Source organism: Rhizobium sp. P43 (assembly GCF_056730705.1).
Genome location: NZ_CM161539.1, coordinates 2745389 through 2772104 on the forward strand (window position 1 = coordinate 2745389; position 26716 = coordinate 2772104).

Annotated in this window: 21 protein-coding genes, 1 tRNA gene and 1 pseudogene; 7 read left to right on the forward strand and 16 right to left on the reverse strand. The window is 60.7% G+C overall.

Features of this window, described 5'->3' with window-relative positions; translation table 11 throughout:
• Window positions 1-62 precede the first annotated feature (62 nt).
• The gene (locus AC1PUL_RS13825) at window positions 63-2570 is read right to left on the reverse strand and encodes a methyl-accepting chemotaxis protein (RefSeq protein ID WP_480464735.1); all 2508 of its coding nucleotides are present in this window, start codon (window positions 2568-2570) and stop codon (window positions 63-65) included.
• Window positions 2571-2778: 208 nt separating this feature from the next.
• Complete coding sequence (locus tag AC1PUL_RS13830) at window positions 2779-3090, reverse strand: DUF1127 domain-containing protein (protein WP_480464736.1); 312 nt, start codon at window positions 3088-3090, stop codon at window positions 2779-2781.
• Window positions 3091-3281: 191 nt separating this feature from the next.
• Between AC1PUL_RS13830 and AC1PUL_RS13835 the strand changes: the two genes are divergently transcribed.
• Entirely contained in the window at window positions 3282-4235 is a 954-nt protein-coding gene (locus AC1PUL_RS13835; RefSeq protein ID WP_480464737.1) for a LysR substrate-binding domain-containing protein, read from the forward strand.
• A gap of 6 nt (window positions 4236-4241) precedes the next feature.
• On the opposite strand, the gene AC1PUL_RS13840 is transcribed toward AC1PUL_RS13835, so the two are convergent.
• Together AC1PUL_RS13840 and AC1PUL_RS13845 are read right to left on the reverse strand one after the other, a co-directional pair.
• Complete coding sequence (locus AC1PUL_RS13840; protein WP_480464738.1) at window positions 4242-4868, reverse strand: TetR/AcrR family transcriptional regulator; 627 nt, start codon at window positions 4866-4868, stop codon at window positions 4242-4244.
• Between the two features lie 129 nt (window positions 4869-4997).
• Window positions 4998-6140, reverse strand: a complete 1143-nt coding sequence (locus AC1PUL_RS13845; protein ID WP_480464739.1) for a DUF3734 domain-containing protein — start codon at window positions 6138-6140, stop codon at window positions 4998-5000.
• 165 nt (window positions 6141-6305) lie between these two features.
• On the opposite strand from AC1PUL_RS13845, the gene AC1PUL_RS13850 reads away from it, so the two are divergent.
• Window positions 6306-6776 (forward strand): hypothetical protein, encoded by a 471-nt coding sequence (locus tag AC1PUL_RS13850; protein WP_480464740.1) that lies wholly within the window; start codon window positions 6306-6308, stop codon window positions 6774-6776.
• A 67-nt stretch (window positions 6777-6843) separates the two neighbouring features.
• Here the strand turns inward: AC1PUL_RS13850 and adhP are convergent, their stop codons facing one another.
• From adhP to guaB, 5 genes and pseudogenes are all read right to left on the reverse strand, one after another.
• Complete coding sequence (adhP, locus tag AC1PUL_RS13855; protein ID WP_480464741.1) at window positions 6844-7872, reverse strand: alcohol dehydrogenase AdhP; 1029 nt, start codon at window positions 7870-7872, stop codon at window positions 6844-6846.
• 166 nt (window positions 7873-8038) lie between these two features.
• Window positions 8039-8914, reverse strand: a complete 876-nt coding sequence (locus AC1PUL_RS13860) for a dienelactone hydrolase family protein (RefSeq protein ID WP_480464742.1) — start codon at window positions 8912-8914, stop codon at window positions 8039-8041.
• A 118-nt stretch (window positions 8915-9032) separates the two neighbouring features.
• Window positions 9033-9821: pseudogene (locus tag AC1PUL_RS13865) on the reverse strand (dioxygenase family protein).
• A 25-nt stretch (window positions 9822-9846) separates the two neighbouring features.
• On the reverse strand, window positions 9847-10416 hold the full coding sequence (locus AC1PUL_RS13870) for a hypothetical protein (protein WP_480464743.1): 570 nt from the start codon (window positions 10414-10416) through the stop codon (window positions 9847-9849).
• Window positions 10413-11903 carry an IMP dehydrogenase gene (gene guaB / locus AC1PUL_RS13875; protein ID WP_480464744.1) on the reverse strand — a complete coding sequence of 497 codons (1491 nt, stop codon included), beginning with the start codon at window positions 11901-11903 and terminating at the stop codon, window positions 10413-10415. Before guaB ends, AC1PUL_RS13870 begins: the two co-directional genes overlap by 4 nt.
• Window positions 11904-12208: 305 nt before the next feature.
• On the opposite strand from guaB, the gene AC1PUL_RS13880 reads away from it, so the two are divergent.
• Window positions 12209-12520, forward strand: coding sequence for an ATPase inhibitor subunit zeta (locus AC1PUL_RS13880; RefSeq protein ID WP_480464745.1), 312 nt, complete (start codon window positions 12209-12211; stop codon window positions 12518-12520).
• A 44-nt stretch (window positions 12521-12564) separates the two neighbouring features.
• Here AC1PUL_RS13880 and AC1PUL_RS13885 read toward each other — a convergent pair whose 3' ends face one another.
• Window positions 12565-13545, reverse strand: coding sequence for an MBL fold metallo-hydrolase (locus AC1PUL_RS13885; protein WP_480464746.1), 981 nt, complete (start codon window positions 13543-13545; stop codon window positions 12565-12567).
• Between the two features lie 242 nt (window positions 13546-13787).
• Here AC1PUL_RS13885 and AC1PUL_RS13890 point away from each other — a divergent pair, with 242 nt between their 5' ends.
• Window positions 13788-15194 carry a DHA2 family efflux MFS transporter permease subunit gene (locus AC1PUL_RS13890; RefSeq protein WP_480464747.1) on the forward strand — a complete coding sequence of 469 codons (1407 nt, stop codon included), beginning with the start codon at window positions 13788-13790 and terminating at the stop codon, window positions 15192-15194.
• Here AC1PUL_RS13890 and AC1PUL_RS13895 read toward each other — a convergent pair whose 3' ends face one another.
• The 3 genes from AC1PUL_RS13895 to AC1PUL_RS13905 are packed head-to-tail and all read right to left on the reverse strand — an operon-like array spanning window position 15195 to window position 18032.
• Entirely contained in the window at window positions 15195-15578 is a 384-nt protein-coding gene (locus AC1PUL_RS13895; protein ID WP_480464748.1) for a VOC family protein, read from the reverse strand.
• Window positions 15579-15591: 13 nt separating this feature from the next.
• A complete protein-coding gene (locus tag AC1PUL_RS13900; protein ID WP_480464749.1) occupies window positions 15592-16371 on the reverse strand; it encodes an RlmE family RNA methyltransferase in 780 nt (259 codons plus the stop codon).
• Between the two features lie 2 nt (window positions 16372-16373).
• Entirely contained in the window at window positions 16374-18032 is a 1659-nt protein-coding gene (locus tag AC1PUL_RS13905; protein ID WP_480464750.1) for a Ppx/GppA phosphatase family protein, read from the reverse strand.
• A gap of 299 nt (window positions 18033-18331) precedes the next feature.
• Here AC1PUL_RS13905 and AC1PUL_RS13910 point away from each other — a divergent pair.
• The 3 genes from AC1PUL_RS13910 to AC1PUL_RS13920 all read left to right on the forward strand — a co-directional run bounded on the left by AC1PUL_RS13910 (window position 18332) and on the right by AC1PUL_RS13920 (window position 20899).
• Window positions 18332-18405, forward strand: a tRNA-Gln gene (locus AC1PUL_RS13910).
• A 367-nt stretch (window positions 18406-18772) separates the two neighbouring features.
• Complete coding sequence (locus AC1PUL_RS13915) at window positions 18773-19282, forward strand: hypothetical protein (RefSeq protein WP_480464751.1); 510 nt, start codon at window positions 18773-18775, stop codon at window positions 19280-19282.
• A gap of 60 nt (window positions 19283-19342) precedes the next feature.
• Window positions 19343-20899: an ISL3 family transposase gene (locus AC1PUL_RS13920; protein WP_097142919.1), complete on the forward strand. Its 1557-nt coding sequence runs from the start codon at window positions 19343-19345 to the stop codon at window positions 20897-20899.
• Between the two features lie 946 nt (window positions 20900-21845).
• On the opposite strand, the gene AC1PUL_RS13925 is transcribed toward AC1PUL_RS13920, so the two are convergent.
• Genes AC1PUL_RS13925 through AC1PUL_RS13935 form a run of 3 tightly spaced genes read right to left on the reverse strand, consistent with a single transcriptional unit; the run spans window position 21846 to window position 26714 of the window.
• Window positions 21846-23042, reverse strand: coding sequence for an AGE family epimerase/isomerase (locus tag AC1PUL_RS13925; RefSeq protein WP_480464752.1), 1197 nt, complete (start codon window positions 23040-23042; stop codon window positions 21846-21848).
• Window positions 23043-23082: 40 nt separating this feature from the next.
• Window positions 23083-24438, reverse strand: a complete 1356-nt coding sequence (locus AC1PUL_RS13930) for a glycoside hydrolase family 130 protein (protein ID WP_480464753.1) — start codon at window positions 24436-24438, stop codon at window positions 23083-23085.
• Window positions 24435-26714, reverse strand: a complete 2280-nt coding sequence (locus AC1PUL_RS13935; protein WP_480464754.1) for a glycosyltransferase family 4 protein — start codon at window positions 26712-26714, stop codon at window positions 24435-24437. The genes AC1PUL_RS13930 and AC1PUL_RS13935 overlap by 4 nt, the downstream gene beginning before the upstream one ends.
• Window positions 26715-26716 lie beyond the last annotated feature (2 nt).

Consider the following 26716-nt stretch of genomic DNA (forward strand, 5'->3'; position numbering starts at 1 on the left):
ATGGTCAAACGGAAAACGGCGCGGTCTCCCGCGCCGTTCTGCATTTCAGCGGACTGCCCGCCTCAGAACTCTTCCCATTCGTTCTCAGACTTGCCGTCTTTCGCCTGGTTGAGCTTGGCGCCGAGACCGATCGAGATCTTGTCCATCAACGAACGCGCCGGAGACGCGACCGCACGGTTTCCAGCTTCTGCCGGGGCGACCTTGGGCTTCAAGAATGAACGCGTTGCGGGTTTTGCGGCGCCTGCAGAATTCGGCGTTGGCTGGGAGAGCGGTGGCGACGCGGGGCGCGTGAAATTCGTGTCACGCTGATCGGCGAACCGGTTCTGCATGGTCGAGGCATTGGCTTCCAGCGTGAACTGCCCGACGAGGCCGGAGAGCATTTCGGCGTCGCGGGTCAGGCCGGCCATGTCGGCATTGGTCTGTTCGGCAGCCCGGGCATTCTGCTGGGTGACGTTCTCCATGCGGGCGACCGCATCGTTGATTTCGTTCAGGCTTGCCGACTGCTGCTTGGCGGCAGAGGCGATCGAATGGATGTGATCGCCAATCTGGACAACCTGTCCGGCGATGGACGAGAGAACCGTTCCGGTTTCACGCACGAGGCCGACACCGCTGGCAACTTCTTCACCCGACTTGGTGATGAGGGACTTGATGTCCTTGGCGGCGGTGGCCGAACGTTGTGCCAGTTCACGAACCTCCTGGGCGACGACGGCGAAGCCCTTGCCGGCTTCACCGGCGCGCGCTGCCTCGACACCGGCGTTCAAGGCCAGAAGGTTCGTCTGGAAGGCGATCTCGTCGATGACGTTGATGATCTTGGAGATTTCGCTGGAGGCGTTTTCGATGCGCTGCATGGCATCCACGGCACCGCCGACGATCTCGCCGGAGCGGTCGGAATTGGCGCGGGCCTCGCGGGCAAGACGGGATGCGTTTTCCGCGCGCTCGGAGGAGTGCCGGATCGCGTCCATGATCTGACGGATCGCGGTCGAGGTTTCGACCAGGGCTGCTGCCTGCTGTTCGGTGCGCTGGCTGAGATCGGCGGTCGAGGAACTGACCGTACCGCTCTTGCGGTTGATCTCAGCGACATTGCCGTGGACCGAGGCCACCGTCCCGGACAGGCGCTCGAGCGAGGCGTTGAAGTCGAGGCGCAGACGATCGAGATTGCCGGCGAGCGGTTTGCGGATCGTGCCGGTGAGATCGCCGTTGGCAAGACGCTGCAGACCTGCGCCCAGGATCTCGATGGCTTCCGTGAGTTCTGCCTGGGCAGCGGCACGCTCAGTCTCGCGCTGATGGCGCTCGCTCTCGGTGGCCGACCGACGGCTTTCGTTCTCGGCTTCCAGCTGACGCTTGTCGATTTCAGCCTGGCGGAAGACGGCGACCGAGCGGACCATGTCACCGATTTCGTCCTGACGGCTGATGCCCTTGAGTTCGATATCGGTATTGCCGTCAGCCAGCTGCCCCATGGAACTGACGAGTTCGGAGATCGGCCGCGTCAGGCTACGCGAGAAGAAGAAGCCGACCAGCGAGCCGATTAGGACGAGCACCACACCAGACCCGACCGATGTCAGCCCAGTGTCGATCAATTGGGCAGCAACCTCGTCTTCGCCGATGAGTGCAACCACCGACCAGCGAACATCACCGAAGTCGAGCGGCACAAGTGCCGCGTGGCTGGTCATGCCTCGGTAACCTTCAAGCGTGCCGCGCGTATCCTGACCACCCATCGCGGTGGCGAGCATCGGAGACGACAGGCTGACCTTGAGACTGTCCACATCGGACGTACGGGCACTGTCGGAGACCAGCATGCCGGACTTGTCGACGAGAAGCGTCTCGCCGGTCTCGCCCAGACCGCGGGTGTTGGCAAATATGCCGTTCAGCTGGTCGTTCGGCAGCTGGTAGGCAAGCACGCCAAGCTTGCGATCGTTCATAATGATGGGAACGGCGACAAAGGCTGCCGGTGCGCCGCCCGAGGGCTCATAGGCCTCGAAGTCGGAATTGGCGAACATCTCGGGATCATCGCTCGCCATGACCTTCTGGAAGACTTGAGCGAGCCCGGTGTCCTTGAAGGGACCGGTGATCAGATTGGTGCCGAAATCGCGCTCTTTCTGGACCGTGTAGACGATGTTGCCATCAGCATCGATCAGGAAGATGTCGTAATAGCCCTGTGCCTTCAGATGCTTCAGGAAGGTTGCATGGCCCTGGCGATGGGCACGGTCGTAGCTGTCCTTCTTGGCGCTATCGAGATTGTATTTCTCCCCGACAGGGTTCGGGTTGTCGTCGATGTAGCGCTTCTGCAATTCGGTTGCCGGATCGTCACCCAGTTTAGGCCAAGCTCCAGTAATGCCGAACAGGGCCTGTTGGGTCATCATATCGGCTGCGGTGCCACGGGCATCCAGCCGGATGGCCTCCAGAAAACGGCGGGCCTCGTTGCGGCGACCGTCGGCTGTCGCCTCAAGCTTCAGGTAGACCTGCTCATCGAGAATGCGGCTCTGCTGAACCAGACCTGTTACAGCCGATGCACTCAGGATCACGAGGGCGAACAACGTGGCGGCCAGGGGCAGCTTGGTCGATATACGCATGAAGGGTCTCCGCAGATGCTAGCACGTCAGGCGCCTTCATCGCTGACATAAGGCCGTTAGCAACAGGTTACTTCCCGCCACTTTTCCCTTCGTATTTCACAACAAGGATTGTTATTTTAGCGTTTACAAAAAAGCCCGGTCCAAGAAATTCGGGACCGGGCAAGCGGCAGGGCTATTGGCTGTCACCCTGCGGGGATGAAGGCGGGCTTCAATCGGCCCTGAGACCGCGAAGGGATCGTTCGGCGCGGCGGCGCGCCAAACGGGTCAGGTGCTGCGAAGGATCGTCAGCATAGCCGTGACGGCGCAGCACATCCTGCACCTCGCCACGCGTAAGGCCAAGGTCATTGAGGAGGCGCTCGTCGAGATCGGCGAGGCTGTTCGCAGCAAGGCGATTCTGCAGCGCAACGAGGAGCGATCGGTACCAGGCCCGCAGCCGGGTCAGACGCGCGGCAAGCGTCCGGTTCGGCTGTTCGACAGCAAGGGTGAGGTCAAAGTCGAGTATCCGATCGTTCGTGCGCATGGCGTCTTCCTTTCAGCGGGCACGAGGAGATTGTCCCGTCCGCAAACACGGACAGGAGACGAGGGTTGGAGGTTGGGGCTTGGCCGGGAACCGGTCGGTGAGGATTACGATACCGAAGATGGCAAAAGGATATTGATCAGTCCAACGAATGTTTCTAATGATAGTCATCAACCTTTCTGATGGACGTTCCCATGTCGGCTCCCCTCGATATCGATCAGTTGCAGACCTTCATTGCCATCGTCGACACCGGCAGCTTCACCAAGGCGGCCGGGCGCGTGTTCAAGACGCAGTCCGCCGTTTCCATGCAGATGCGGCGCCTGGAAGAGCGGGTCGGCAAACAGCTGTTCATCAAGGATGGACGCGGCAACCGGCTGACGGCCGATGGCGACAAGCTTTTGAATTATGCGCGGCGCATTATCCGGCTGAATTCCGAGGCGATCGCGGCCTTTGACGACAACCGGCTCGAAGGCACGCTGCGGATCGGAACGCCTGACGATTATGCCGACCGCTACATGCCCGAGATCATCGGCCGGTTCGCCAAGACCCATCCGAATGTCGAACTCTACATCGTCTGCGAACCCTCGGTGGACCTGGCGGAAAAGATGGCCAAGGGCGAACTGGATATCGCTTTGGTCACGCATAACCCGCTTCTACGCCAGTCTGATGTCGTGCGCACCGAACCTCTGTGCTGGGTCGGATCTGCCAACCATCCGCTGAAGGATGATGCCCCCGTGCCACTCGCTGTCGGCCGACGCGATTGCCAATGGCGGCAGCTCGCCTGCTCGGCGCTTGACGCCGATGGCCGTGACTACCAAATCCTGTTTACAAGCTGGTCTTCGACCGTGGTGGCGGCAGCCGTGCTTGCCGGCATGGCGGTTTCGATCCTTCCTGAATCTGCTTTGCGAACAGGAATGAAGGTTCTGACGGCCAATGACGGCTTCCCGCCGCTGCCTCCGGTGCAGATCGGCCTGATGAAGCGGCCCGGGCTTTCGACGTCGCTGCTCAACGCGATCACCGACCATATCACCGCCTGCCTCGACAACATTACGCCGGCCCAGGTGGAAGACGACATGGATGGGGAAGCCAAGACCTATACGCGTTATTATCCGCGGTTGCGTGCGGGGCACATGATCCCGGGTTGGTGAAACGCCTCAATAGGCAAAGAGGCTGCTGCGAACAACGCGACGCCACTGATTAAGGTGGGCTTGGGCCAATTCATCCGGCTGTCGCGTCGAAAAGCGGATGACTTCGCCGGTCGCCAGGATCATCAACTTGAGATTGATGCGAAAGCGCTCGTAATCACTCTCCGGGATGAGATGGGCGAGATCGCGGTAAAAGCTCGTGATGATCTGATCATGGAAATTGCCAGACAATTGCGACAGATCGCGGTCTGTCACGGTTGCCTGCCACAGCGCCATGTAGATTCTCTGTTCACGGAACATGGCATGCAGTTGCATCAGGCTCTCGGCAGCGCGTTCAGCCGCGTCATCAAGCGTTTGTACGCCCGCAAAGATCTGACGGATAAAGCCTTCGAGCTGGCCTGAGAAGCGGTCGTGAACGGCCTTGATGAGCGCAGCCTTGTGCGGGAAAAACTGATACAGCGAGCCTATGGAGATGCCAGCCCGTTGGGCGATCTCGCTCATGGTCGTCCCGTGAACGCCCTTCTCCAGGAACAGGGCCTCCGTCGCAGCGAGGATTGTTTCGAGTCGCTGGATGCTGCGCTCCTGCTGTGGCGTCTTTCTCGGCTGCAGTCGCGTGCCCATGATGTGTTGGCTCAATCAGATCCTCCCCAGGCTGATCCAAGGACTTCAAGTCGCTCAACGGATAGGGAGCGGTTCTGGCGAAAGTGTTAATAGCCGGAGTTTGTACACTGTCTGTCGACATGTACACAAAAAAGGTCTGTTATGCTATCGGGCCTCCACCCGCAGGTGCCGTTCCCGCGCCAGGTCAAAGATCTGGATGCCATCCTTCGGGCGACCACGGTTGCGCCATTTCGGATGCTTCAGGGTATAGGACGCATCGTCATACCCTGCTTTCCAATGCTCCTCGATCGAGCGGCGGGAAAACTCAGCATCCATGGCATGGGTCGCATGGGAGGCGCGGCGGTGGATCAGGTGGACGATGGTGACATCATATTCATGGCCGATGGAGCGGAGGATCTGTGCGTCCTCGTCGTCGCGGAATTCTGGCGGCAGCTTTTCCAGGAGGCGCTTGGCGGCGCGGCGGACGATCTGGCGGCGGGCGAAATCGTCGGTGTTCATGCGCGTACGGCTGGAGTAGCGGATCTCCTTGATCCGGCTTTCCACCTCGAACTGGTCACGGGGCATGTCGCCCCGGGCATTGAAGAGATCGACCTGGAAGATTTCGAGGTCACGCGAGGCATCGTTGACATTGAGCACATGCTGCAGCGGCGTGTTCGATACCAGGCCACCGTCCCAATAGTGGCGGCCATCGATCTCAATGGGCGGGAAGCCCGGCGGCAAAGCGCCTGAAGCGGCGATATGACGGGCGTCGATACGGGTCTTGCGATTATCGAAATAGGCGAAATTGCCGGAACGGATCTCGACTGCACCAAGGCTTAGCCGCGTCTGGCAATCGTTGAGGAGATCGAAGTCAATCAGCCGCTCGAGCGTTCTCATCAAGGGCTCAGTATCGTAGAAGCTCACATGCAGGTCAGGATTGCTGAAGACCTGATGTGGGGTTGGCAAGCGCGGTGAAAAGAAGCCGGGTATGCCGAACGCAACCGCAGCGAGGGCTGCGGCATCATTCTGCATGCGGCGCAGCATCGTATCCTGCGCATTCCAGGGAAAATCCAGTGAGGAGGAAACGGTGTGCCAGAAGTCGCGGAGATTGGCGATGCGTGCATCGCGCGGGCTTCCGGCGATGATGGCGGCGTTGATCGCGCCAATCGAGATACCGGCTAGCCAATCCGGTTCCACGTCGCTGGCATGCAACGCCTCATAAGCGCCGGCCTGATAGGCGCCCAGGGCACCACCGCCCTGAAAAACGAAGATTCGATCGGTTGCGGCGTTGGTCTCTGGCATTGTCATGGCGCGATCCGTAATTGCTGCAATGCAATATATAGCGATCGTTCAGCCGGCAGCCAGACCCCGCCTTCACTCTGCATTCACAATTGCTGCGGTCTATTGCAGTTCTCTCCTAAAGGGATGCGTTGCACTATTGCAGAACTGGATTATCAGGAGAAAGAAGCCTGCATGGGAACTGACATCATGATCCGATCGACTGCCATTCTGTTTTCCGCCGTTCTGCTTGCGACCACACTGACCGGTGTTGCTGCGAAGGCTGACGAAGCCTCCGTCGATCAGCAGATCGAAACGTTGCTGGGCGATGCGCCTGACTACAAGGAGCTGTTCTACGCCTTCAAGGTGGCGCTCGAAGAAGGGAAATCAGACATCGTGGTGAGCCTGGTGAACTATCCGATCACCGTCACGATCGATGGTGAGGAGGCGACCTACAGTTCGGAACAGGAACTGCTCGACAACTACGATTCCGTCTTTACAGAGGCCATCGTCGAGGCCGTGTCCAATCAGGATTACGGTGATCTCTTCGTCAATTCCGAAGGTGTGATGATCGGCAATGGGGAGGTTTGGATCTCCGGCATCTGCGAAGACAGCGCCTGCAGCAGCGCGCCGCCGCGCATTGCGGTCATACAGTCGGGCAACTGAGCCACGCCCAGCCTAAGAAGAGGCAGAGGCGGCACAATAATGCCGCCTCCCGCATTTTTCGGTCGGATCAGGCAGCCAGATCGAGCACGATACGGCCGTCGATCTGGCCCTTCTCCATCCGGTGGAAGATGTCGTTGATGTTCTCCAGCTTGTCCCAGCTGAAATGCGAGGCGACCTTGCCTTCACCGGCGAATTGCAGGCTTTCTTCCAGATCCTGACGCGTGCCGACGATCGAGCCACGCACGGTGATGCGTTTCAGCACGGTCTCGAAGACGGGCAGTGAGATGAAGCCCGGCGGCAGACCGACCAGCGACATGGTGCCCTTGGAGCGCAGGAAGCCATAGGCCTGTTCCATGGCCTTGGGCGACACCGCCGTGACGAGTGCACCATGTACCCCGCCGGTTGCCTTCTGCACCTGCTCGATGGCATCGGCAGCCGTGCCGTTCACCACCATGTCCGCGCCGAGGTCGGTCGCGAGCTTCAGCTTGTCGTCGAAGATGTCGGCAGCGACCACGTGCATGCCCATGGCCTTGGCATATTGGACTGCCATATGGCCAAGGCCGCCGATGCCCGAGATGACGACCCATTCGCCGGGCTTCACTTCGGTTTCCTTGAGGCCCTTGTAGACGGTGACACCGGCGCAGAGCACGGGTGCTGCCGGACCGAAGCCCAGATTATCCGGCAGGCGGCCGACATAATCGGGATCGGCGAGGCCATACTGGGCAAAGGTGCCGTTGACCGAATAGCCGGTGTTCTGCTGGCTGCCGCACAACGTTTCCCAGCCAGTGCGGCAAGGCGAGCAGCAGCCGCAGGCGGTGTGCAGCCATGGCACGCCGATCCGATCACCCTCCTTGATGCGGGAGACGCCGGCGCCGAGCTTGGCGACGTAACCGACACCCTCGTGACCAGGAATGAAAGGCGGATTAGGCTTGACCGGCCAGTCGCCATTGGCGGCATGCAGGTCGGTGTGGCAGACGCCGGTCGCCTCGTATTTCACCAGGATCTGGCCGGGGCCGGGATCCGGGATCGCCATTTCCTCGATCACCAGCGGCTTGCCGAATTCGCGGACCACCGCAGCCTTCATTGTCGATGCCATGTCAATCTCCCGTCGCTTTCTCGTGACCTTCCACCGGTATTCGACCGGCGGTTATGGACAGAAGTTATGCGCGGGATGGATGCGCCCGGTTGATCGGTGTCAAACGGCGAAATATTTCATGGAATTGTCATGAAAGCGGGGAGCGATGCCCACTCCCCGCCCCTTGTTATCCAAGGTTCTTCTTGAGGAACTCGACCGTGCGCGACCAGGCAAGATCGGCGGCGGCCTTGTCGTAGCGGGCTGCCGAGGTGTCATTGTTGAAGGCGTGGTTGACCCCTTCATACATGTGCAGCTCATAGGTCTTGCGATTGGCATCAAGGGCCGCCTTGTAGGCGTCGATGCCGGCATTGATGCGCTCGTCGAGGCTTGCGTAGTGCAGCATCAGCGGCGCCTTGATTGCGGGCACCTGTTCTGCCGGGACCTGGGAACCGTAGTAGGCAACGCCTGCGCCGAGGTCGGGAGAGGCGACCGCCATGCGGTTCACCATGCCGCCGCCCCAGCAAAAGCCGATCGCACCAACCTTGCCATTGGTCTTTTCATGGCCGGCGAGGAAGCTGCGTGTCGCCTCGCCATTGGCAACGGCAGCCGCCATGTCCAGCGACTGGAACATGGCGCGGGCCTCGTCTTCGTTGGCGGGCGTGCCACCATTCGGCGACAGGAAATCGGGTGCCAATGCTACGAAGCCTTCGAGCGCCATGCGGCGGGTGACATCGCGGATATGCGGGTTGAGACCCCGGTTCTCGTGGATGACGATGACTGCGGGAAGCCTGGCGGCTGCGTCCTTCGGAATCGCCAGATAGCCCTTCATCTCGCCGCCAGCACCTGGATAGGTGACGTCCTGGGCGTCGAGGCGCGGATCGCCCTCCTCCACGATCGCCGCATTCGCCTGATTGGCGGCCAGCATCGGCATGATCGCGGCAGCAGCGGCGCCTGAGCCGGCGAGTGTCGTCAGCTTCTGCATGAAGCCACGGCGGTCGAGCGTCAGGTGGGTGTATTCGTCATAGGCGTCGATCATCGCCTGGGTGATGCCAGTCTTCTCCATGGGATCCTCCTTGTTCAGCGTGTGTGCCGCTTCGCAAGGTAGCGCCCGAAAATGTCAGACCCAGCCTGTGCCGACCGAAGGGACAACACAGTTGCGTGAATTTGCTGAAGACGATGGATCAGCAGCGATCGTCGGCGACGCCGATGGTGAAGCTTGCCTGAAGCACACCGGCATCGAGCTTTTCGACATCGAAGATGAAGTCGGCCGCTTCGTCTTCCGAGATGATCCGGTCATTGCCATTGAGGACGCGGCGCGGACCTCGACCCGCATAGTCGGAATGATCGGCGTAAATCACATCGCTCAGGCTGTCGTCGAAGATGAGCTGTGACACCAAAAGCTCCCGGCCACCCACCACAACACGCAGATGAATGTGCACGGTCCGGCTCGGATACCAGCCGGGATAGACGGTGATGAAATCGACGCGGCCATCGGCATCGCTGATCTGCCGGCCTCTGCCAAAATCGGCCTGCTTCGCCTGCTGGTCGCCGGGATTGCACATATTGGCCGCATCGCCCGAATAAACGCCGCGTGCGTCCGTATGCCAGAGCTAGACATCGGCGCCTTCGATCGGCGAACAGTCCGGCATCGACACCACACGGAGCGAGATCCGGATCGGCAGACCGGGGATGCCGGCAGAGATGTCCCTGCGCACCGGAATGCCATCGACATGGCAGGGACCCAGCGTGAAGGAACAGGTGGTGATGCAATTCGGCGTCGCGCGGAACACGGGCTCGGGAAGGTCTGCAGGGATCGAAGCGGTGCCGCCGGAGAGGAAGTCACTGCCTTTCCAGGTATAGGTTCGTCTCGACACGCCGACCGCCTCGCGCGGCAGGCCGAAATAGCCTGCCGAGGCGACAAGTGCTGCGGTCGCGGCACTGCCGCCAATGATCAATGTACGTCGGCGCATGCTGCTTCTTTCTCTCGAGCGTTGATTACTCTTGCGCGCGCTCTCTGGGTCCGAACGCGAGGCGGAGGATCAAGATGCCAGAGACGACGAGAAAGAGAAATTTCAAACGCGTGAACCAAACGAGAGCTTCCGCGAGCAAGTCCGCCATGGCCGGAGCCGGGATAGAGGGTGGAAAGAGCATCAGGCTGGAGATGTTCTCGATGTAATCGATGACCCCGTAAGCGATCGGCAGCGCCAGCAGGACGGGCATCAGACGCTCGATCGGGCGACCGTAAATACTGGCACCCGGTGCCACGCGCCGCATCAGGAGAAACAGGAACAGGGCGAAAACAGCCGGGAAAAGCAGATCGGGGCCGAGATGCATGCTGCGGAGAAGGTCTGCAGCCTCCGGCCTTTGTTCCAGCACGTCCTTGAGACCAAGGAGTGATTGGGCCGTGCCATTGATGTCCAGATCAGGAATGGTCCTCTTGCCTGCCAGGACGAAGAAGGGCGAGACAAAACCCAGGTTCATCCAGGCGAACAGCCCAGCCGAAAGGACGCCGCTACCCCAGAGGAGCGGCGCCTGACGCGGTCCGGGCAATCGGCTCAGGATCATGCCGCGCCCGGATAGTTCGGGCTTTCGCGGGTGATGGTCACGCCATGCGGATGGCTTTCGCGCAGGCCGGCGCCGGAGATGCGGACGAAGGTCGCCTTTTCCTGGAAGTCCTTGATGTCCTTGCCGCCGACATAACCCATAGCGGCCTTGAGACCACCGGCGAGCTGGTGCAGGACGGCCGAGACCGGGCCCTTGTAGGGGACCTGGCCTTCGATGCCTTCGGGCACGAGCTTCAGCGTGTCGCGCACTTCTGCCTGGAAGTAGCGGTCTGCCGAGCCGCGGGCCATGGCACCGACGGAACCCATGCCGCGATAGGCCTTGAAGGAGCGGCCCTGGTAAAGATAAACCTCGCCCGGGCTTTCGTCGGTTCCGGCGAGCAGCGAGCCGACCATCACGGCGGACGCACCGGCTGCGATCGCCTTGGCGACGTCGCCCGAGAACTTCAGGCCGCCATCGGCGATCACTGGAATGTCGTGCTTGTTGGCCTCCTCGACGGCAGCCATGACCGCGGCGAGCTGCGGCACGCCAACACCGGCGACGACCCGGGTGGTGCAGATCGAGCCAGGGCCGATACCAACCTTGACGCAATCGGCGCCGGCATCAATGAGTGCCCGGGTGCCCTCGCCCGTTGCCACGTTTCCGGCGATGATGCGGATGGCATTCGACATCTTCTTCACATGGGCGACGGCGTCTAGAACCTTCTGGCTGTGGCCATGGGCGGTATCGACGACGATCACGTCGCAGCCGGCGTCGATCAGGCGCTCGGCACGCTCGACGCCGTCGTCTCCTGTGGAGATGGCGGCGGCGACGCGCAGGCGACCCTGGGCATCCTTGGCGGCATGCGGGTTGAGCTGCGACTTCTCGATGTCCTTGACCGTGATCAGGCCGACGCAGCGGCCTTCGTTGTCGATGACCAGCAGCTTTTCAATCCGGTGGGCATGCAGAAGACGCTTGGCTTCCTGCTGATCGACCCCGTCCTTGACCGTCACGAGGTTCTCGCGGGTCATCAGCTCGTAGATCTTCTGGTTCGGATTGGAGGCGAAGCGGACGTCGCGGTTGGTCAGAATGCCGACGAGACGGCCGGGGCGGCTGGCGCCTTCAACGACGGGAATGCCGGAGATTCCATGCGCGCCCATCAGCGCCTTGGCCTCGGCGAGCGTCGCGTCGGGGCCGATCGTGACCGGATTGACGACCATGCCGCTTTCAAACTTCTTCACCTGGCGGACTTCTTCCGCCTGTTCGACCGGGGTCAGATTGCGGTGAATGACGCCGATGCCGCCGGCCTGGGCCATGGCGATCGCGAGCCGGCTTTCAGTGACAGTGTCCATAGCGGAGGAGAGGATCGGCAGCGAAAGATCGATGTCGCGAGCAATCCGCGTCGCGATGTTGGTCTGCCCCGGCATCACTTCGGAGTGCCCCGGCTGCAGGAGGACGTCGTCAAAGGTGAGCGCTTCTGCGCCTGTTGCCGACATTACGATGCGTGCCATTGCCAATTCCTTCGTTTGAATAGGCAGAATCCGCCCGGAAACGAGACATCCCGTTCGGTCGCTTCTGCAAGAAATGCTTGGAAGTTGGCGAGGGCTGGTAACACGTTCATGACAGGAAGGGAATAGCAAAACGTGGGCCAGTTCCCGCCTTCCAGACACCAATCACGGGCAATCCAAGAAAATCCGAGATCGTTAGAATTTTACAGAGCCGCGAAAAGGTCTTTGAAGCTATCGCTTATATAAGGATAAGCGCTCTCGGGGCTGGGGGCACAACAACAAACAAGAAACGACGAGGGGATTTTCATATGACGGCATTGAAGAAGCGTGCGCAGGCACTTGAGAACCAGTTCGCCCGTCAGGCGGAAGTCGAATTTAAGGCGAAGGTGCGCGGCAGCAAGATGATCGGTCGCTGGGCCGCCTATGCGATGGGGCTCGACGATGTCGAAGCCTATGCACGCACGGTTGCAATCAAGCAAGTGGTGGAGCCGCACAGACTTCTCGAGCAGCTGCGTCAGGACTTTTCGAAAGCCGGCGTCAATGTGAGCCAGGCTGACATCGACAGCCGCATGCATGACTTCATCGAGCAGGCGACCGAAGAAATCTACGCCGGTCGCTGAGACCTGCGACGGGGCCGCAGCATTTGCGCGGCCCCGCTGATCGCTCAGATATCGAACTGATAGGCCTTCGGCACGAAACGATAGCCCTGGTCGAGTTTCTCGACGAAACCGACCGACGGGAATGGCATGTGGTAGCCGAGGAAGGCGAGCTTGTCCGTCGCCAGCATGTCGAAGACGCGCGTGCGGGTGGCGGCGGCAGCGGCCTTGTCCATGTCGAAGCGCACTTCCCAATCCGGACGCTGCAGCGAGAGCACGAAGTGGTTGGCGGTGTCTGCGGTCACGACCAGCTGCCGGCCTTCCGATTCGATCCGGTAGATCATGTGGCCCGGCGAGTGGCCGAAGGCGGCCATGCCGGTGATACCGGAGACCACTTCCCCACCGTCGCCGATGAAGGTCATCTTTTCGGCCATCGGAGCGACATTGGCGAGCACGCCCTTGTGGCCGTTCTCGGCCGGGGTGCCAACGCGCGCGGGATCGGCCCAGAAATCATATTCCGCCTGACCGGTGACGTAACGCGCATTCGGGAAGGTCGGCTGGCCGCCTTCCATAAGGCCGCCGATGTGGTCGCCATGCATGTGGGTGATGACGACGGTGGTGACGGCTTCGCGACTGTAGCCGGCGGCAGCGAGCCCTTCGACGAGACGGCCGAGACCATTTGCCCGACCACCTTCACCGAGACCGGTGTCGAACAGGATCACGTCAGAACCGGTGTTGACCAGCACAGGCGAGAAGCTGTTGACGAACTTGTCGGCCGGCAGGAAGTTTGCCTCGAGAAGCGAACCCACCGTTTCCGGCGTCTGATTGGTGCCGAAGGTTTCCTGCGGCTTTTCGGAGGTACGCGAGCCATCCTTCACCACGACCACTTCGAACTTGCCGACATTGAAGCGATGGGTATCGGGCGGCATAGTGGTTGCTGCGGCCATTGGGGTCTCTGCGGTCGCCTGCTGCGCGAAAGCAGCACGGGTCATGATCATCGGTGCAGCCAGTGCTACACCGGCGCTGCCGAGCAGCATACGTCTTTTCATCGAAATCATCGAAATCTCCTCAATCAAACACCTCGCCCCTGCGCGGGCTCACCTCGAGATAGGGGAACCAAGCGCTGCGAGTAGCGCTCTCACACCATCGTGATGCCGATGGTCGCTGCGTCGCCACAGGCGTAAGCAGAACTTGTCCGCAAGGGCCGAAATCTTGCCGGTTTCAAGCCGCGCGCGATTGCGCTATGTCACCCCTTGCCCTAGTCGCGCCTGCGGCCCATCCCGGAATGCCGATGAACCGCATCACGCCCCTCATCCTCGCCGTCGCGCTTTTCATGGAACAGATGGATTCGACCGTGATCGCCACGGCGCTGCCGACGATTGCGATGGATCTGGGCGTTGGACCAATCACGCTGAAGCTGGCATTGACCTCCTATATGGTGGCGCTTGCGATCTTCATTCCGGTCAGCGGCTGGATGGCGGATCGCTACGGCGCCAAGCGTGTTTTTCGCGCGGCCATTGTCGTCTTCATGCTGGGCTCGATCTTCTGCGCGATCTCGGATTCGCTCCTGACCTTCGTTGCGGCCCGCTTCCTGCAGGGCATGGGCGGGGCGATGATGACGCCGGTCGGGCGGCTCGTCCTCTTGCGCACGACGAAGAAGAGCGAACTCGTCTCGGCCATGGCACTGCTGACCATCCCCGCCCTGCTTGGTCCGATCACCGGCCCACCGGTGGGCGGCTTCATTACCACCTTCTTCAGCTGGCACTGGATCTTCCTGATCAATATTCCGATCGGGCTTCTCGGTCTCTGGCTTTCAGGGATCTATCTGCCCGACATCGAACCGATCGAGACGGCAAGGATCGACTGGATGGGCTTTTTCCTCAGCGCTGCCGCGGCGTCCGGTCTGGTCTTCGGATTGTCGGTGATGAGCCTGCCGGCGCTTCCCGTCTGGGTGGGGGCGGCGGCAACGCTGGTCGGGGTGATCGCCATGGTCCTTTATGTGTTGCACGCCCGCCGGCACCCTGCCCCATTGCTCGACCTGTCGCTCTTCGCCAACAAGAGCTTCCGCGCCTCGATCGTCGGCGGCACGCTGTTTCGCATCGCCGCCGGCGCCACGCCTTTCCTGCTGCCGCTGATGCTGCAGCTCGGCTTCGGCATGACCGCCTTCGAATCCGGCATGACCACCTTCATTGCCGCCGTCGGGGCAATCTCGACCAAGTTCATTGCCAGACGCGCTTTTGCGGCGGCCGGGTTCCGCAATGTGCTGATCCTTGCCGGGATTTTCGGCGCGATCACGACGGCGGCCAATGCGCTCTTCACGCCGGCTACCCCGATTGTCCTGATCATGACAATCCTGCTGATCGGCGGCTTCTGCCGGTCCTTCTTCTTCACGGGCGTGAACACGCTTGGCTATGCGGAGATCGAGGACCGGGAGGCGTCACAGGCAACGTCGCTCACCTCCGTGCTGCAGCAGGTGAGCCTGGCGCTCGGCGTGGCCGCCGCAGCCTCGATCCTCGAGGCCAGTACACGGATCACCGGCGAGACGCTCTCGCTTGGCGATTTCCACCTCGCCTTTGCGGTCGTTGCCGGACTTTCGCTGTTTGCGGTGGTGCCGTTTTTCAGGCTGCCGCGCGATGTCGGCTCTGCCGTCTCGGGCTACCGACGGGCAAGCGACGACGAGACGATCAGTGTGAAGTGACTATTCCGGCCGCTCGCAGAGCGCCGAAAGCTTGTTGCCATCGGGATCGCGGACATAGCAGGCGTAGAAATTCGGATGGAAATGACGCAGGCCCGGAGCGCCTTCGTCCGTGCCACCATTCGCCAATGCTGCGGTATGGAACGCATCGACGGCGGAACGCGACGGCGCATCGATGGCCGGCATGGAGCCGTTGCCAACCGTTGCAGCCTTTCCGTCGAAGGGACGGGTCACCCAGAAGCGGCATCTGACATCATCCGGCGGGCCGTAGCCGGCCTCATTCTCCACCGTGACACGGCGCACGATACCGAGCGTGGCAAAGACTGCATCATAAAAGCGGATAGCCCGCTCGAGATCATTGGTGCCGACCGTGATGTAGGTGAACATACGCAGCTTCCGATCAGTCTTCCGTCTCGTCGGCCGGATCAAGCTCCCGCGGATCGCGGGCAAAACCCTCCTCGTCGAGTTCGCCACCCACGACACCGCCCTTGCGGCCCTTAAAACCCTTGGCGAGCAGGAACATCTCGACCGATTCAGAGCGGGACGAGGCCGGCTTGATATGCAGCACCTGGCGGAAATTCTGCTTCAGCATGTTGAGCAGATCCTTCTCCGTGCCGCCCTGGAAGGTCTTGGCCAAGAAGTGCCCGCCCTCGGCCAGAACCTCGACGGCAAAATGGGCCGCGACTTCGCACAGATGCATGGTGCGCAGATGGTCGGTCTTCTGGTGACCCGTGGTGGGCGCCGCCATGTCCGAGATGACAAGGTTCGGCGTCCCGCCGACACCTTCGATCAGCTGGCGCGGGGCGTCCGGATCGAGAAAGTCGAGCTGCAGGATCTTCACGCCCGGGATCGGCGCCATTTCCAGGAAGTCGATCGCCGCGACGCGTATATCGTCATCCGTGGAATCGGTCACCTTGGCGGCGATCTGCGACCAGCTGCCAGGCGCGGCCCCCAGATCGATGATGCGCTTGGCGCCTTTCAGGATCTGATGCTTTTCGTCGATTTCGAGCAGCTTGAAGGCCGCGCGGGCGCGGTAGCCCTCGAGCTTCGCCCGCTGGACATAGGGGTCGTTGATATGACGCTCGATCCAGCGCCTGGACGAGGCCTTCAGGTTGCCCTTCTTGACCTTCTGGCCGAGCTTTCGGCCGGTGCGGTTGCCGCCGATGGGTGGTTTTGCCATGGTCAGCGCTCCCTCGAAACTGGAGGACGTCGGTTGCGGCCGCGGCGCCAGACGCCATCATCGGCCATCATATCGGTGAGAAGGCCTTCGCGCAGGCCACGATCGGCAACGCGCATACGGCTCGAGGGCCAGCGGCGGCGGATCGCCTCCAGGATCGCGCAGCCGGCCAGAACGAGATCGGCACGGTCCGGCCCGATGCAGGGATTGGAGGCGCGACCGGCATAATCCCAGGACAGGAGCTTTGCCTGCATGGCCGTCACCTCGGCATCGGACAGCCAGAGGCCATCGACCTTGCGGCGATCGTAGCGCGGCAGGTCGAGATGGACGCCGGCGAGCGTCGTCACCGTGCCAGAGGTGCCGATCAGATGGAAATCGTCCATCCCGCGCGGGATATCGGGGCATTCGAACTTCGCCAGCATGCCCTCGACCTCGCGGGTCATCGCCTCGAAGATATCAGGCGTGACATCACGGCCGCCATGGCGCTCCGATAGCGTGACCACACCCACGGGAAGCGAGGTCCAGTGGGTGATGTGGTTGGCAAGCCGGCTGGAGCGGTTGTCATGGATGCGGATGACCGCAATCTCCGAGGAGCCGCCGCCGATATCAAAGAGCACCACGGAGCGCGCTTCCCGGCCGACCAGCGAGGAGCAGCCGGAGACGGCAAGCCGCGCTTCGGTCTCGCGATTGATGATCTCGAGCTTGAGGCCCGTTTCGACGGTTACGCGCTCCAGGAAGAGTTCGCCGTTTTCGGCCGCACGGCAGGCTTCGGTTGCAATCAGCCGCATGCGCCGGATATCTCGGCCGGACAGCTTGGACGCGCAGACGCGCAAGGCCTCGACCGCGCGGTCCATGGCATCCTGAGACAGGCGGCCGGTTGCCGCGAGCCCTTCGCCCAGGCGCACGATGCGCGAAAAGGCATCGACGACGCGGAACTGGCCCGGCCGGGTGGGCTGGGCAATCAGCAGGCGGCAATTGTTGGTGCCGAGATCGAGTGCCGCATAGAGATCGTCCGGGCCACCGTCCTGGATGGGTCGGATGCGCTCGGCAGCGGGCGCGGTCTTTTGCGGCGGATGGGCAACCAGTTGCGTGGCCGGAGCAGCATGAACTTCGGTCCGACCCGGCTTTTCCAAGGTCGCCGAGGGCGGCTCGGAGCCGGTCAGCGGGCGCACATGGCCCGACTTCTGAACCACGGCATGCCGGTTTCGATTGCGCTTGCGCTTGCGGCCGTGTCGCGGACTGGCCGGGTCCGGCGCAGCCTGCTCACCCATTCTCTCCGCTTTGGATTGAGCGGGCATGCCCTGCCCCCCGCGGCCATCGTGCAGCGAGTTCGGGGACGCGGGCGCCAGGAGGGTGCCCGCCGCGTCATGATCATGGGTCTTGCTAATCGGATTTCCGGTGGCGGGCGTCGAGGAGGCGGCACCGCCGCCCTTGCCGCGTCTACGACGCTTTCGCTTGCGGATGGGACCATCCGCAAAGGCTGATTCGGAACGTCGCTCGGCGACCGGCGCGCCCGCCGATCCTGCCGAGGCAGAAGCCTCGTGACCGTTCTTGACCGGTCCCGCCTTCTTGCCCTTGCCGCGCCGGCGGGAAGATCCGCCCTTGCGCTTGCCTGTCGACGCCCCCTCGCTGTTCGGCTGTCCGCCGCGATTGGGGTCTGTCACTGAAGTTTTCCACAGCACCGCGCAAGGCGCCGAGATCGACGCATGCCGCTGGTGTCATCATTCGTTTCGTTGGACAAAGCATACCAGCGCCGGCCCTGAGCGCCAAACGGTTTTTCCGGCAGCGCTGTTCGACGCAAGCCAGAGCCATCAGCGTCTCATCTCGTGACGGCCGATCCATCTTCGCCCTCGCCCTCAAGATCACCTCTGGCTTCTGTCATTTTTTTGAATTTCAGTCTTTGCAATGCGAAATGTTTTGGCTATAAGCCCGCTCACCGATCGCCGCTGCGGCGATACCTTGGTGGGGAATAGTTCAACGGTAGAACGACGGACTCTGACTCCGTTAATCTTGGTTCGAATCCAGGTTCCCCAGCCAATTCTCCCAAAAAGCCTTGATTTTCGTGTTTTTCCGTCGTACCGGATCCCGTTTTGGCGTCATCGGCGACCTGATGCCCAAAACTGATGCCCAAAGGTGAGACCCAAGCCGAAATAGGCACGGGGTGACCTTCAGGGCCTGATTCAGGGTGTCTACGTCATGGCAGTCCGCCACGGGGTCGAAAATCTTATCCGCCGGGGAAACATCTTCTACCTGGCGGCCACGCATTCCAGCAGCCTTCATTCACTGCCAACCCGGCAGCCGACTTTCACTGACCCTTCATTGTTCGGATCATAGGAAGGCACAGATGATCGGCCGCAAACTCAACACGCGGCTTGCCGAATTGAAGATGCAGTCGAAGGAAACAATGTCCAAGCAGCAGCTCCAGAAGCTCTTTGAACATGAGCGCGACAAGGAACTCGAGCGACTGGGAGAGATCAGCGAAGCCGCAAAGATCTTCGGGCGCGCGGGTGATGTCGTTGACATGGAGCTCGATCTTGAAGCGGGCTGGGCCTACCAACTTCTCGCCAAGTTCGGAACACGTGTGGAGCTCTCCCTGGAGGAAGGGTGCATCGGCCTCAGCTATCTCTTGAAGAATGGCGTACCAGTCTCTCACGTCGATGCCATCCGCATCAATTATCTTGCTGAGCGCACGACAGCCGTGAGCGCAAGTTTTGAAGCCGGCATTTGCAGGCTGATGTACCACTTCGAAATTGAAGACACCGCGATCAATCGCCAGCGAGCAGCGTCGAAGATCTTCGAGGGCCGCGCAGCAGCCCTGCTCGAGATCGATGAGCGCCACGAACTGGTCGATAAAACCTTGAGCGAGTTCACTGGCGGCAGCGATGTGTCAATCGGCACGCAAACTTGGCTCTGACTCACTTTTGATGAATTCTGGGCGTCGGCTGGCGTTGGTTTTGCAAAAGGAATCAGCGCCATGGTTCATTCGCTTCGCCCCTCCGCACTCGTGCCCCGAGGCTTTGTCATCGACGAGACAGCTTCTGCTGACGACTCGATAATACTCGCTGTCCGATCGGCGGATATGTCCAGTCCTTGTCCAGGCTGTGGAACAAGATCTGAGCGGATACACAGTCGTTATCATCGACGTCTAACGGATCTTCCCATAGCGGGAAAGTCTGTGCGATTGGTAATTGCCGCACGCCGGTTCTACTGTGACGCAGTGCTGTGTTGCCGAAGGATCTTTGCCGAGCGCTTCGAGGCAGATGTCCTGGCGCCGTGGGCCCGGCGTACTGCGCGGCTTGATCATATCGTCCATCATCTCGGGCTTGCTTTGGGTGGGCGACCGGCGGCGACTATCGCCCGCAGACTGATGGTGCCGGTCAGCAACGACACCTTGCTGCGTGTTGTCCGACGGCGCGGCACCCCGCGTATCGTTCCGCCGACGGTGATCGGCATCGATGACTGGGCATGGCGGCGCAACCAGCGTTACGGGACGATCATCTGCGATCTCGAACGGCGCAAAACCATCGCACTTCTGCCGGACCGAGAGCCGGCAACCGCTCAGGCCTGGCTTTCGGATCAGCAACAGATCAGTATTGTCGCCCGCGACCGCGGTGGCGCCTACGCCCTTGCTGCAGCCAAGGCATTGCCGGACGCAACCCAAGTGGCCGATCGATGGCATTTGATGGAGAACGCCAGTCGGGCATTCCTCGACGCCGTCCGCAAATCGATGCGTCAGATCAGAACAGCGATCGGCTCGGTAACGATCAACCCGGAGCTGCTGACGGCCGCTGAGCGGATCCAATATCAGGGATATCTGCATCGAGAAGACACGAACGCCGTCATTTTGGACTTGGCCAAGTCCGGTGTTGCAATCAAAGAAATCGTTCGTTGCACAGGGCACAGTCGCGGCCTTGTCAGGCGGGTACTACGTGGTCAGCGATCCGACGTGTTCCGCGTGCGGGAGAGCTCCCTTGAAGTTTATCTGCCATGGCTCGACGCGCAGTGGAGCGCCGGTCACCGCAATGGCACACAGTTGTGGCGAGAGCTGACGCGTCAGGGATTCCGGGGCTGCCTTCGTGTTGTCACCGAGTGGGCGACGCGTCGGAGAAAGGCGGAAAAGATGGATTGCGAGGCTTTGAGCCGTACGCCGTCGGCACGGACTGTCGCACGCCTCATGACCATCGGTCGCGACGATCTCTCCAAGTCTCAGACCGTTACGGTTGCCGCGATTGAAGGCGGCGTGCCGCAACTCGTCGAGGCGCGGGAAGTCGTCGCCGCCTTCCAAGCCATGATCCGCAAGAAATCTCTCGCCGATCTCGAATCATGGCTGGAACGGGCCCGATCAAGCTTGGTCGCGGCCTTCGCCAATGGTGTCGCCAAAGACCGGGCAGCCGTGAGTGCCGCGATCAGTTCGCCTTGGTCGAATGGACAGACAGAGGGGCAGATTACCAAGCTCAAGCTTGTAAAACGCCAGATGTACGGCCGAGGGAAAATCGACCTCCTTCAGGCCCGCGTCATTGGCGCCGGATAGACCTCTGACCACCAAAATTGCGTCAGAGCCAATTTTGCACGCCGAAACACATAGAACAGGGTTACAGCCGCCGTGCGTAAGCACAGCGATAAACCCTTACGCCTTGCGTTTCAGCGCTGCGGGAGTGGCACGAATAGCGCGCGATGGACCGAGATTTACTGATCCCATGCTGGCGTTCAAGGCGACAGTCACTGGACAAGGCGTTCTTCTGGGCTGGACCGTTCTGACAAAGCAGGCACTGGAGGATGGGCGACTGGTTAAGCCATTTAGCTTCGAGGCGCTCAGCGAGTACGGGTACCGGCTGGCGCCCCCCCATTTAAGAAGATAGAGAAAGGTACAGATCTTCCGGAGCTGGCTCATGAAGGAGCTGCAAAGAGACTTTGGGGGAAATTGACCTGAAACTCCGGCCGCAGCCACTTCGACTGCTAGTGACCCGAAACCCGAGTCCCCTCCAAATGTGGGAGGTTCTTGGGATTCGTCGGCTTTGGGGCATTAGCGATGACTACCTTTACGACCGAATTGGAGGCGCAAAGCCGCCACGCGAAATGCTCACCTCACCTCCGTGTTAGCGCTCCCGAGCGGAGATAATTGCCGCTCTCCCGCCATGTTGACGTCGGCCCAAAGCCAGGGCACAAAGATGGCATCCACGGTCGCTCGCGGCAGGAAAACAGAGGGAAATCAAAGGTGATTTTTCTAAGCCTTTGAAATCATGTGAGAATCCAGGCTCTCCAGGCAGGCCATTTTAGGTCGGTTTTCCGCTGGAAATCACAGACTATTTCTCACAGAAAAAAGCGACGCCTTCTCAACAACTTGAGCAATCTCGCCTGCTATTCACCAAGCCATCCGTCTTGCTGAAGCAGGTCTCGCAAAATTGGCTGGGGACCTAAGAGCGACGATCGCTTTGGGCAGCAAATCGATAGTCCGCTTTTAGCCTCGAAGCTTGATATCAGGACAGACTGTTTCCCTTTGTCCCAGACGTCATGGATACGTGACTTGCAGACAGGGAGCGGACGTGACGGTCATCTCCGACCAGATCCGCAACGGCAGTCCAGAGGTGATAGAGCGAGCTTGCGGGGATCGTCTCGGCAATTGGCATGTCGTTCGTGTCCAGGCGATCATGCCAGCAACCGGGAGGCGCTCCGGTCATGTAGGCTCCCAGGATGGCACCAGCCACGTCGTCTGCCTCGACAAGATATCCTTGGAAACCAAAACGCTCGTAGAGTGACAAGAGCGCCTTCAGCATCTCCACCTGAGGCCAGAGCCTTCGCGAAGGTATGATGGGCCTGACCGCCGAAACGACATCGACCAGGAAGGGTGAAACCTCAATACGCCCGATCGCCAGAGCGGTCGAGAAGAGGTCGAGGCAGATCTTGGCGTGGTCGCTGCCGGCCAGAATGTCATGGCGTGTCGTCAGCCACACCCATTCGCACATGTGACCCGGTTCCAGCCGATCCGATCCATATTGGGAGGCGAGTTCCCATTGCGGCCCGAAGAACTCGTGAAGCGGCCCTTTTTGTCCGACCAGGAAATGCGAGCGCAGGAGTGCGAAGGCCTGAGCTTCCACCCTCATGTAAGCAGATGTCCGATTGTTTTCGCATAGGGCCAGAGCCGCTTCGAGGTAGTGCATGTGCGGGTTCTGCCTGCGCGGCAGGCTTCCGTCGCTGTCTTCGGCCCACCCGCCGAAAGGATCCTGCAATGTCCGGTCGATCGCGATGAAGGCCTGATCGAGATGATGACGGTACATGTCCTTGCCGGTGGCCGTCAGCAGCCATGAGAGGGCAAGCAGGATGCAGGAACTGTCATAGAGGTCGCGGATGGGGTCGGTGATGATTTCGGTATGGCGGTTGAAGGCTCGAGCGTAACCGCCACGCCTACCGCCAATCCAGGCGACGCGGTGCAGATTGGCAAAGGCCGCCTCAGCCATTTGAAGAGAAGCGGGCGGTGCAACACCGAGATGGGCCGCATGCGCATGCACATAGATCTGCCGTGCCACCGTTCTCGTCCTAACCTCTCCGGATGCCTGGGCTGATCCATCGAGTTCCAGATGCTCGACAAACTGACCGCAGCGCTCGTCATAGCCCACGACGGCCCAAGTCGGCAAAATCACCTGAAGGAAATGTGATTTGAGAAGCGACAGGCTCACAACGGAAGTCCTCGTGGTCGCCTTCCGGTACGGTTCGTCATCATGAACTCGCCCCGATGGGACGCATCGTTTCCAGAAGCTCCCGGATCTTGATCGTCGTGAAGTTGGAGTAAGTGTCCGACACAGCATAAGGCAGGGCAATCAGGTCGCCGTGTCGCATGGCACCGCAGGAATAGACAACATTCGGCACATAGCCTTCCCGCTCCATCGGATCCGGCTGCAGCAAGGGGTCGACCGTCCGCGAGAGAATGATGCTGGGGTCCTGCTTGTCGAGCAAGGTCACCCCGATCGCGTAGCGTCGCATCGGCCCCACCCCGTGGGTGAACATGAGCCAGCCCTCATCGATTTCGACTGGCGAGCCGCAGTTTCCGATTTGTACGAACTGCCAGGCAAATTCCGGCTTCATCAGCATTTGGCCCTCCTCCCAATAGTGAAGATCGTCGGAATAGAGGAGGAAGAGGTTTTCGCTGTCTTGCCGGGCAATCATCGCGTAGCGCCCGTTGATCCGCCGAGGAAACAGCGCCATGCCTTTGTTGCGGGCAGCAGGGCCTCGCAAAGGGGTCAGGGTAAAGGTCGCAAAGTCTTTCGTCTCAAGGAGTTCCGAGCGGATTGAAGAGCCGCTATAGGCCGTATAGGTGGCAAAATAGATCGTCTGACTATCGTCCTCAAAAGCCACGAAACGGGCATCCTCGATGCCGTTGGATTGGGCCTCGGTGACCGGGAAGACAACGCGCTCGCTGAGGTCGCTGTCACGGTTGAAGCTGAGCCCGATACATCCGGCGGGCGCTAATCCATCATGGGCATGAATGTCCGGCAGCCCAGCCAACCGTGTCGGAGGATCGATGGCCAAAGCACCATTCGGATCAAGCACACCCGAGCGGAAGGTTAGCGAGGAGATGTGGCCCTCTCCGACCGCCCTCAGACTTAGGATCACCCGCCTGCTGCCCTCAACGATACCAGACTGATCTGGATGCGCAACGATACTGGGATTGAATAGGGCGGCGGATTCGAACGAATACTCGTTCATGAAATAGGCCCCGACCAACTGCCTCTGTTGCTGGCTGAACTGCTGGTGATGATGGAATGCGTCTTCCATCGCATCCGCCCGCAGCTCGAACTGGCGCAACAGGTTGCGGTGTCGTCCGTCGAAATTGGCGAGGATATCGCGCAACTGCTGGGCCGTGGCGACCGGATCCAGCGACAGAACGCGATCGACGATCTCATTCGCCCTGCTCTTGTCACGTGGATTGAGGTGGCGCGGCTCGGTTGATGGCTTGAATGGGCGCACGATCACGCGTGTCGGGTCCGGCCGGAGATACAGAGCCTGCCGGTTCAGAAGGCTGTCTTGGGGCAAAAGGGAACCTGTTCTGTCTGGATGAGGGGTGATCCGGCTCATGAGAGTTGCCGGAACACGACCTTGGGAAGCACAGGCGCGTGTGCCTGATTAACTCTCCCGATCTCGATTGAGGAGATCAGGTAACAAAGTACGGATTCAGCGCCGCGATTTTCATTGGGGCGGTCTGCATGCAGGCCGTCGCGGCAACTCCCCGTTTCCGGATCGACAAGCGAGATCCCATGATCGTTGCTGCCCGTGAACCAATTGAAGGTTCTGTTGGCAACCTCGATCCAGTGCTTGTCGGAGGTGGCTTCGTACGCGGCAAGACATGCCGATATCGTTGCCGTTGCCTCCACGGGCTGCTGATCAAATGGCTTCGGTGGTTCACCGATTTCGAAGAAGCCGTCCGTGCCTATGGCCCGAAAATGACCAGCTTCTGCAGTCTGCTGCCCCATCAACCATTGCAGAGTCGCCAAACCCGTTTCGACATAGGCTGACACCTTGGTCGACAGGCCCGTGACAATCAAAGCCTGGCTCAGTCGCGCGTTTTCGTAGGACAGTCCCTCCTCGAACCAGCGGCGTCCATTCTTCGACACACGCCGTTCCAGATCCATCAGATTTTCGGCGTGCCGGACGCGCAGCATACGTGCGTGGGGATCGTGGCGATTGGCCGTGCAGTAGTCGTTCAATCCGAGGAGCGTGAAAGCCCAGGCTCGGGGAGAGCGAAAGTCGAGCGTGACGGACATGGCCTTCGCAAAGAGCGCACTCGCCCAGCGGCGGCGAGGCGCATCGGTGTCGTTGAGCGCGCAGCAGCCCAGGGCCCAGAGCGTCCTCCCGTGGCTGTCTTCGGATCCCTCGTCCTCGAGCCAGCGGCGGTCAAAGCTCATGAAGTTGCGAAAACGGCCCGTATCCGGATTCCACGCATGTTCGACAAAGGCTGCGAATGACACTGTCATCCGATCGGGAATTCCAATCTCAGCAGCTTTCGACAGCAGAGACGATAGAAGCAGCGCCCGCGCATTGTCGTCCACGCAGTAACCGTGAGACCTGTCTGGCACAGAAAAGACGGCATGTTGAATAATGCCGGTATCGTCACACATGGCGTGGAAATGACCGAGTTTCAACGCCGTTCGCTGCGCCGGCCGCTTGATCCGCAAGGAGACGAGGTCACTGACGAGCTTCGGCCGAAAGGATTCGCGCGCCTTTGCCATGCTCTCCAGATAGAGTGCGGCCACATGGGGCCAGATCATCGAACGTCCCGCATCGTAGGCGAGGTGGCGCATGGCCATACGACGCTCATCGTCTCCGAGGAGGGCGGCAATCGCCTTGCCGGTCGTCGATGCGTCGCCAAATGGAACGAGAACGCCGCGTGCATCGGTCAGAAGTTCCAGGGCGTGCCAGTAGGGGGTCGATACGACTGCGCTGCCCATGCCAAAGCTGTAGGCAAGAGTTCCAGACGTCATCTGCGCTTCGTCGAGATAAGGCGTCACGTAAACGTCGCACATGGCGATAAAGTCGAGCAGTGTCGGCAGGTCTACAAATTGGTTGAGGAATTGCACGGCGTGGTCGACCCCGAGCTTTTCCGCGCGATGCCGCAGGCTGTCTCGATAGGTGTCGCCCTGCTTGCGTAGCAATGTCGGATGGGTGGCCCCAAGCACGATGTAGAGCGCGCGAGGGGTCTGCTCCAGGATCGCGGGCATGGCATCAATCACCACCTCGATCCCCTTGTTCGGAGAGAGCAGGCCAAATGTCAGGATGATCGGTCGTCCCGCGTAGCCTCGTTCGACTTTGGCCAATTCCGGGTCATGAAAGGGGCGATCGGGAATGCCGTGTGCGATGACGTCTATCTTCTCTGGCGCAACCCCATAGACCTCCGTGAGCAAGAGACGTCCGCGCTCCGCCATAACGACAATACGATTTGAGTACGCGGCGACCTTTTTCAGCACGCGGTGCTGCGAAGGTGTCGGATCAGCAAGGATCGTATGGCAGGTTGTGACGACTGGCACCCGCAGATGCGACAGGAGTGTCAGGATAAACTCACCGTCAGGCCCACCAAAGATACCGAATTCGTGCTGAAGGGAAACAGCGTCGAAACGTCCTTCGTTCAGGATCCTCGCTGCGGTCACATAATCTTCAGGTTCGGGCTCCCGGATCTCAAAGATCACGTCGGGCGGATAGGCGTAACTCTGCTGCTCGTCCGTGATGGCGATGATGCTGGCACTGACACCGGCGGCGCTTTCGGTCATGGCGTGCGACAGATCACTCGTAAATGTGGCAATGCCACACTGACGCGGGGGAGAGTTGCCGATGAAGGCGATACGCGTTGGCTTGGGCATGG

Excerpts from the sequence above, each read along its gene's own strand:
- AC1PUL_RS13825 (WP_480464735.1), bottom strand. The coding sequence starts at position 2,570 with ATGCGTATATCGACCAAGCTGCCCCTGGCCGCCACGTTGTTCGCCCTC.
- AC1PUL_RS13830 (WP_480464736.1), bottom strand. The coding sequence starts at position 3,090 with ATGCGCACGAACGATCGGATACTCGACTTTGACCTCACCCTTGCTGTC.
- AC1PUL_RS13835 (WP_480464737.1), top strand. The coding sequence starts at position 3,282 with ATGTCGGCTCCCCTCGATATCGATCAGTTGCAGACCTTCATTGCCATC.
- AC1PUL_RS13845 (WP_480464739.1), bottom strand. The coding sequence starts at position 6,140 with ATGACAATGCCAGAGACCAACGCCGCAACCGATCGAATCTTCGTTTTT.
- AC1PUL_RS13850 (WP_480464740.1), top strand. The coding sequence starts at position 6,306 with ATGGGAACTGACATCATGATCCGATCGACTGCCATTCTGTTTTCCGCC.
- adhP (WP_480464741.1), bottom strand. The coding sequence starts at position 7,872 with ATGGCATCGACAATGAAGGCTGCGGTGGTCCGCGAATTCGGCAAGCCG.
- AC1PUL_RS13860 (WP_480464742.1), bottom strand. The coding sequence starts at position 8,914 with ATGGAGAAGACTGGCATCACCCAGGCGATGATCGACGCCTATGACGAA.
- AC1PUL_RS13870 (WP_480464743.1), bottom strand. The coding sequence starts at position 10,416 with ATGATCCTGAGCCGATTGCCCGGACCGCGTCAGGCGCCGCTCCTCTGG.
- guaB (WP_480464744.1), bottom strand. The coding sequence starts at position 11,903 with ATGGCACGCATCGTAATGTCGGCAACAGGCGCAGAAGCGCTCACCTTT.
- AC1PUL_RS13880 (WP_480464745.1), top strand. The coding sequence starts at position 12,209 with ATGACGGCATTGAAGAAGCGTGCGCAGGCACTTGAGAACCAGTTCGCC.
- AC1PUL_RS13885 (WP_480464746.1), bottom strand. The coding sequence starts at position 13,545 with ATGAAAAGACGTATGCTGCTCGGCAGCGCCGGTGTAGCACTGGCTGCA.
- AC1PUL_RS13890 (WP_480464747.1), top strand. The coding sequence starts at position 13,788 with ATGAACCGCATCACGCCCCTCATCCTCGCCGTCGCGCTTTTCATGGAA.
- AC1PUL_RS13895 (WP_480464748.1), bottom strand. The coding sequence starts at position 15,578 with ATGTTCACCTACATCACGGTCGGCACCAATGATCTCGAGCGGGCTATC.
- AC1PUL_RS13900 (WP_480464749.1), bottom strand. The coding sequence starts at position 16,371 with ATGGCAAAACCACCCATCGGCGGCAACCGCACCGGCCGAAAGCTCGGC.
- AC1PUL_RS13915 (WP_480464751.1), top strand. The coding sequence starts at position 18,773 with ATGTCCAAGCAGCAGCTCCAGAAGCTCTTTGAACATGAGCGCGACAAG.
- AC1PUL_RS13920 (WP_097142919.1), top strand. The coding sequence starts at position 19,343 with ATGGTTCATTCGCTTCGCCCCTCCGCACTCGTGCCCCGAGGCTTTGTC.
- AC1PUL_RS13930 (WP_480464753.1), bottom strand. The coding sequence starts at position 24,438 with ATGAGCCGGATCACCCCTCATCCAGACAGAACAGGTTCCCTTTTGCCC.
- AC1PUL_RS13935 (WP_480464754.1), bottom strand. The coding sequence starts at position 26,714 with ATGCCCAAGCCAACGCGTATCGCCTTCATCGGCAACTCTCCCCCGCGT.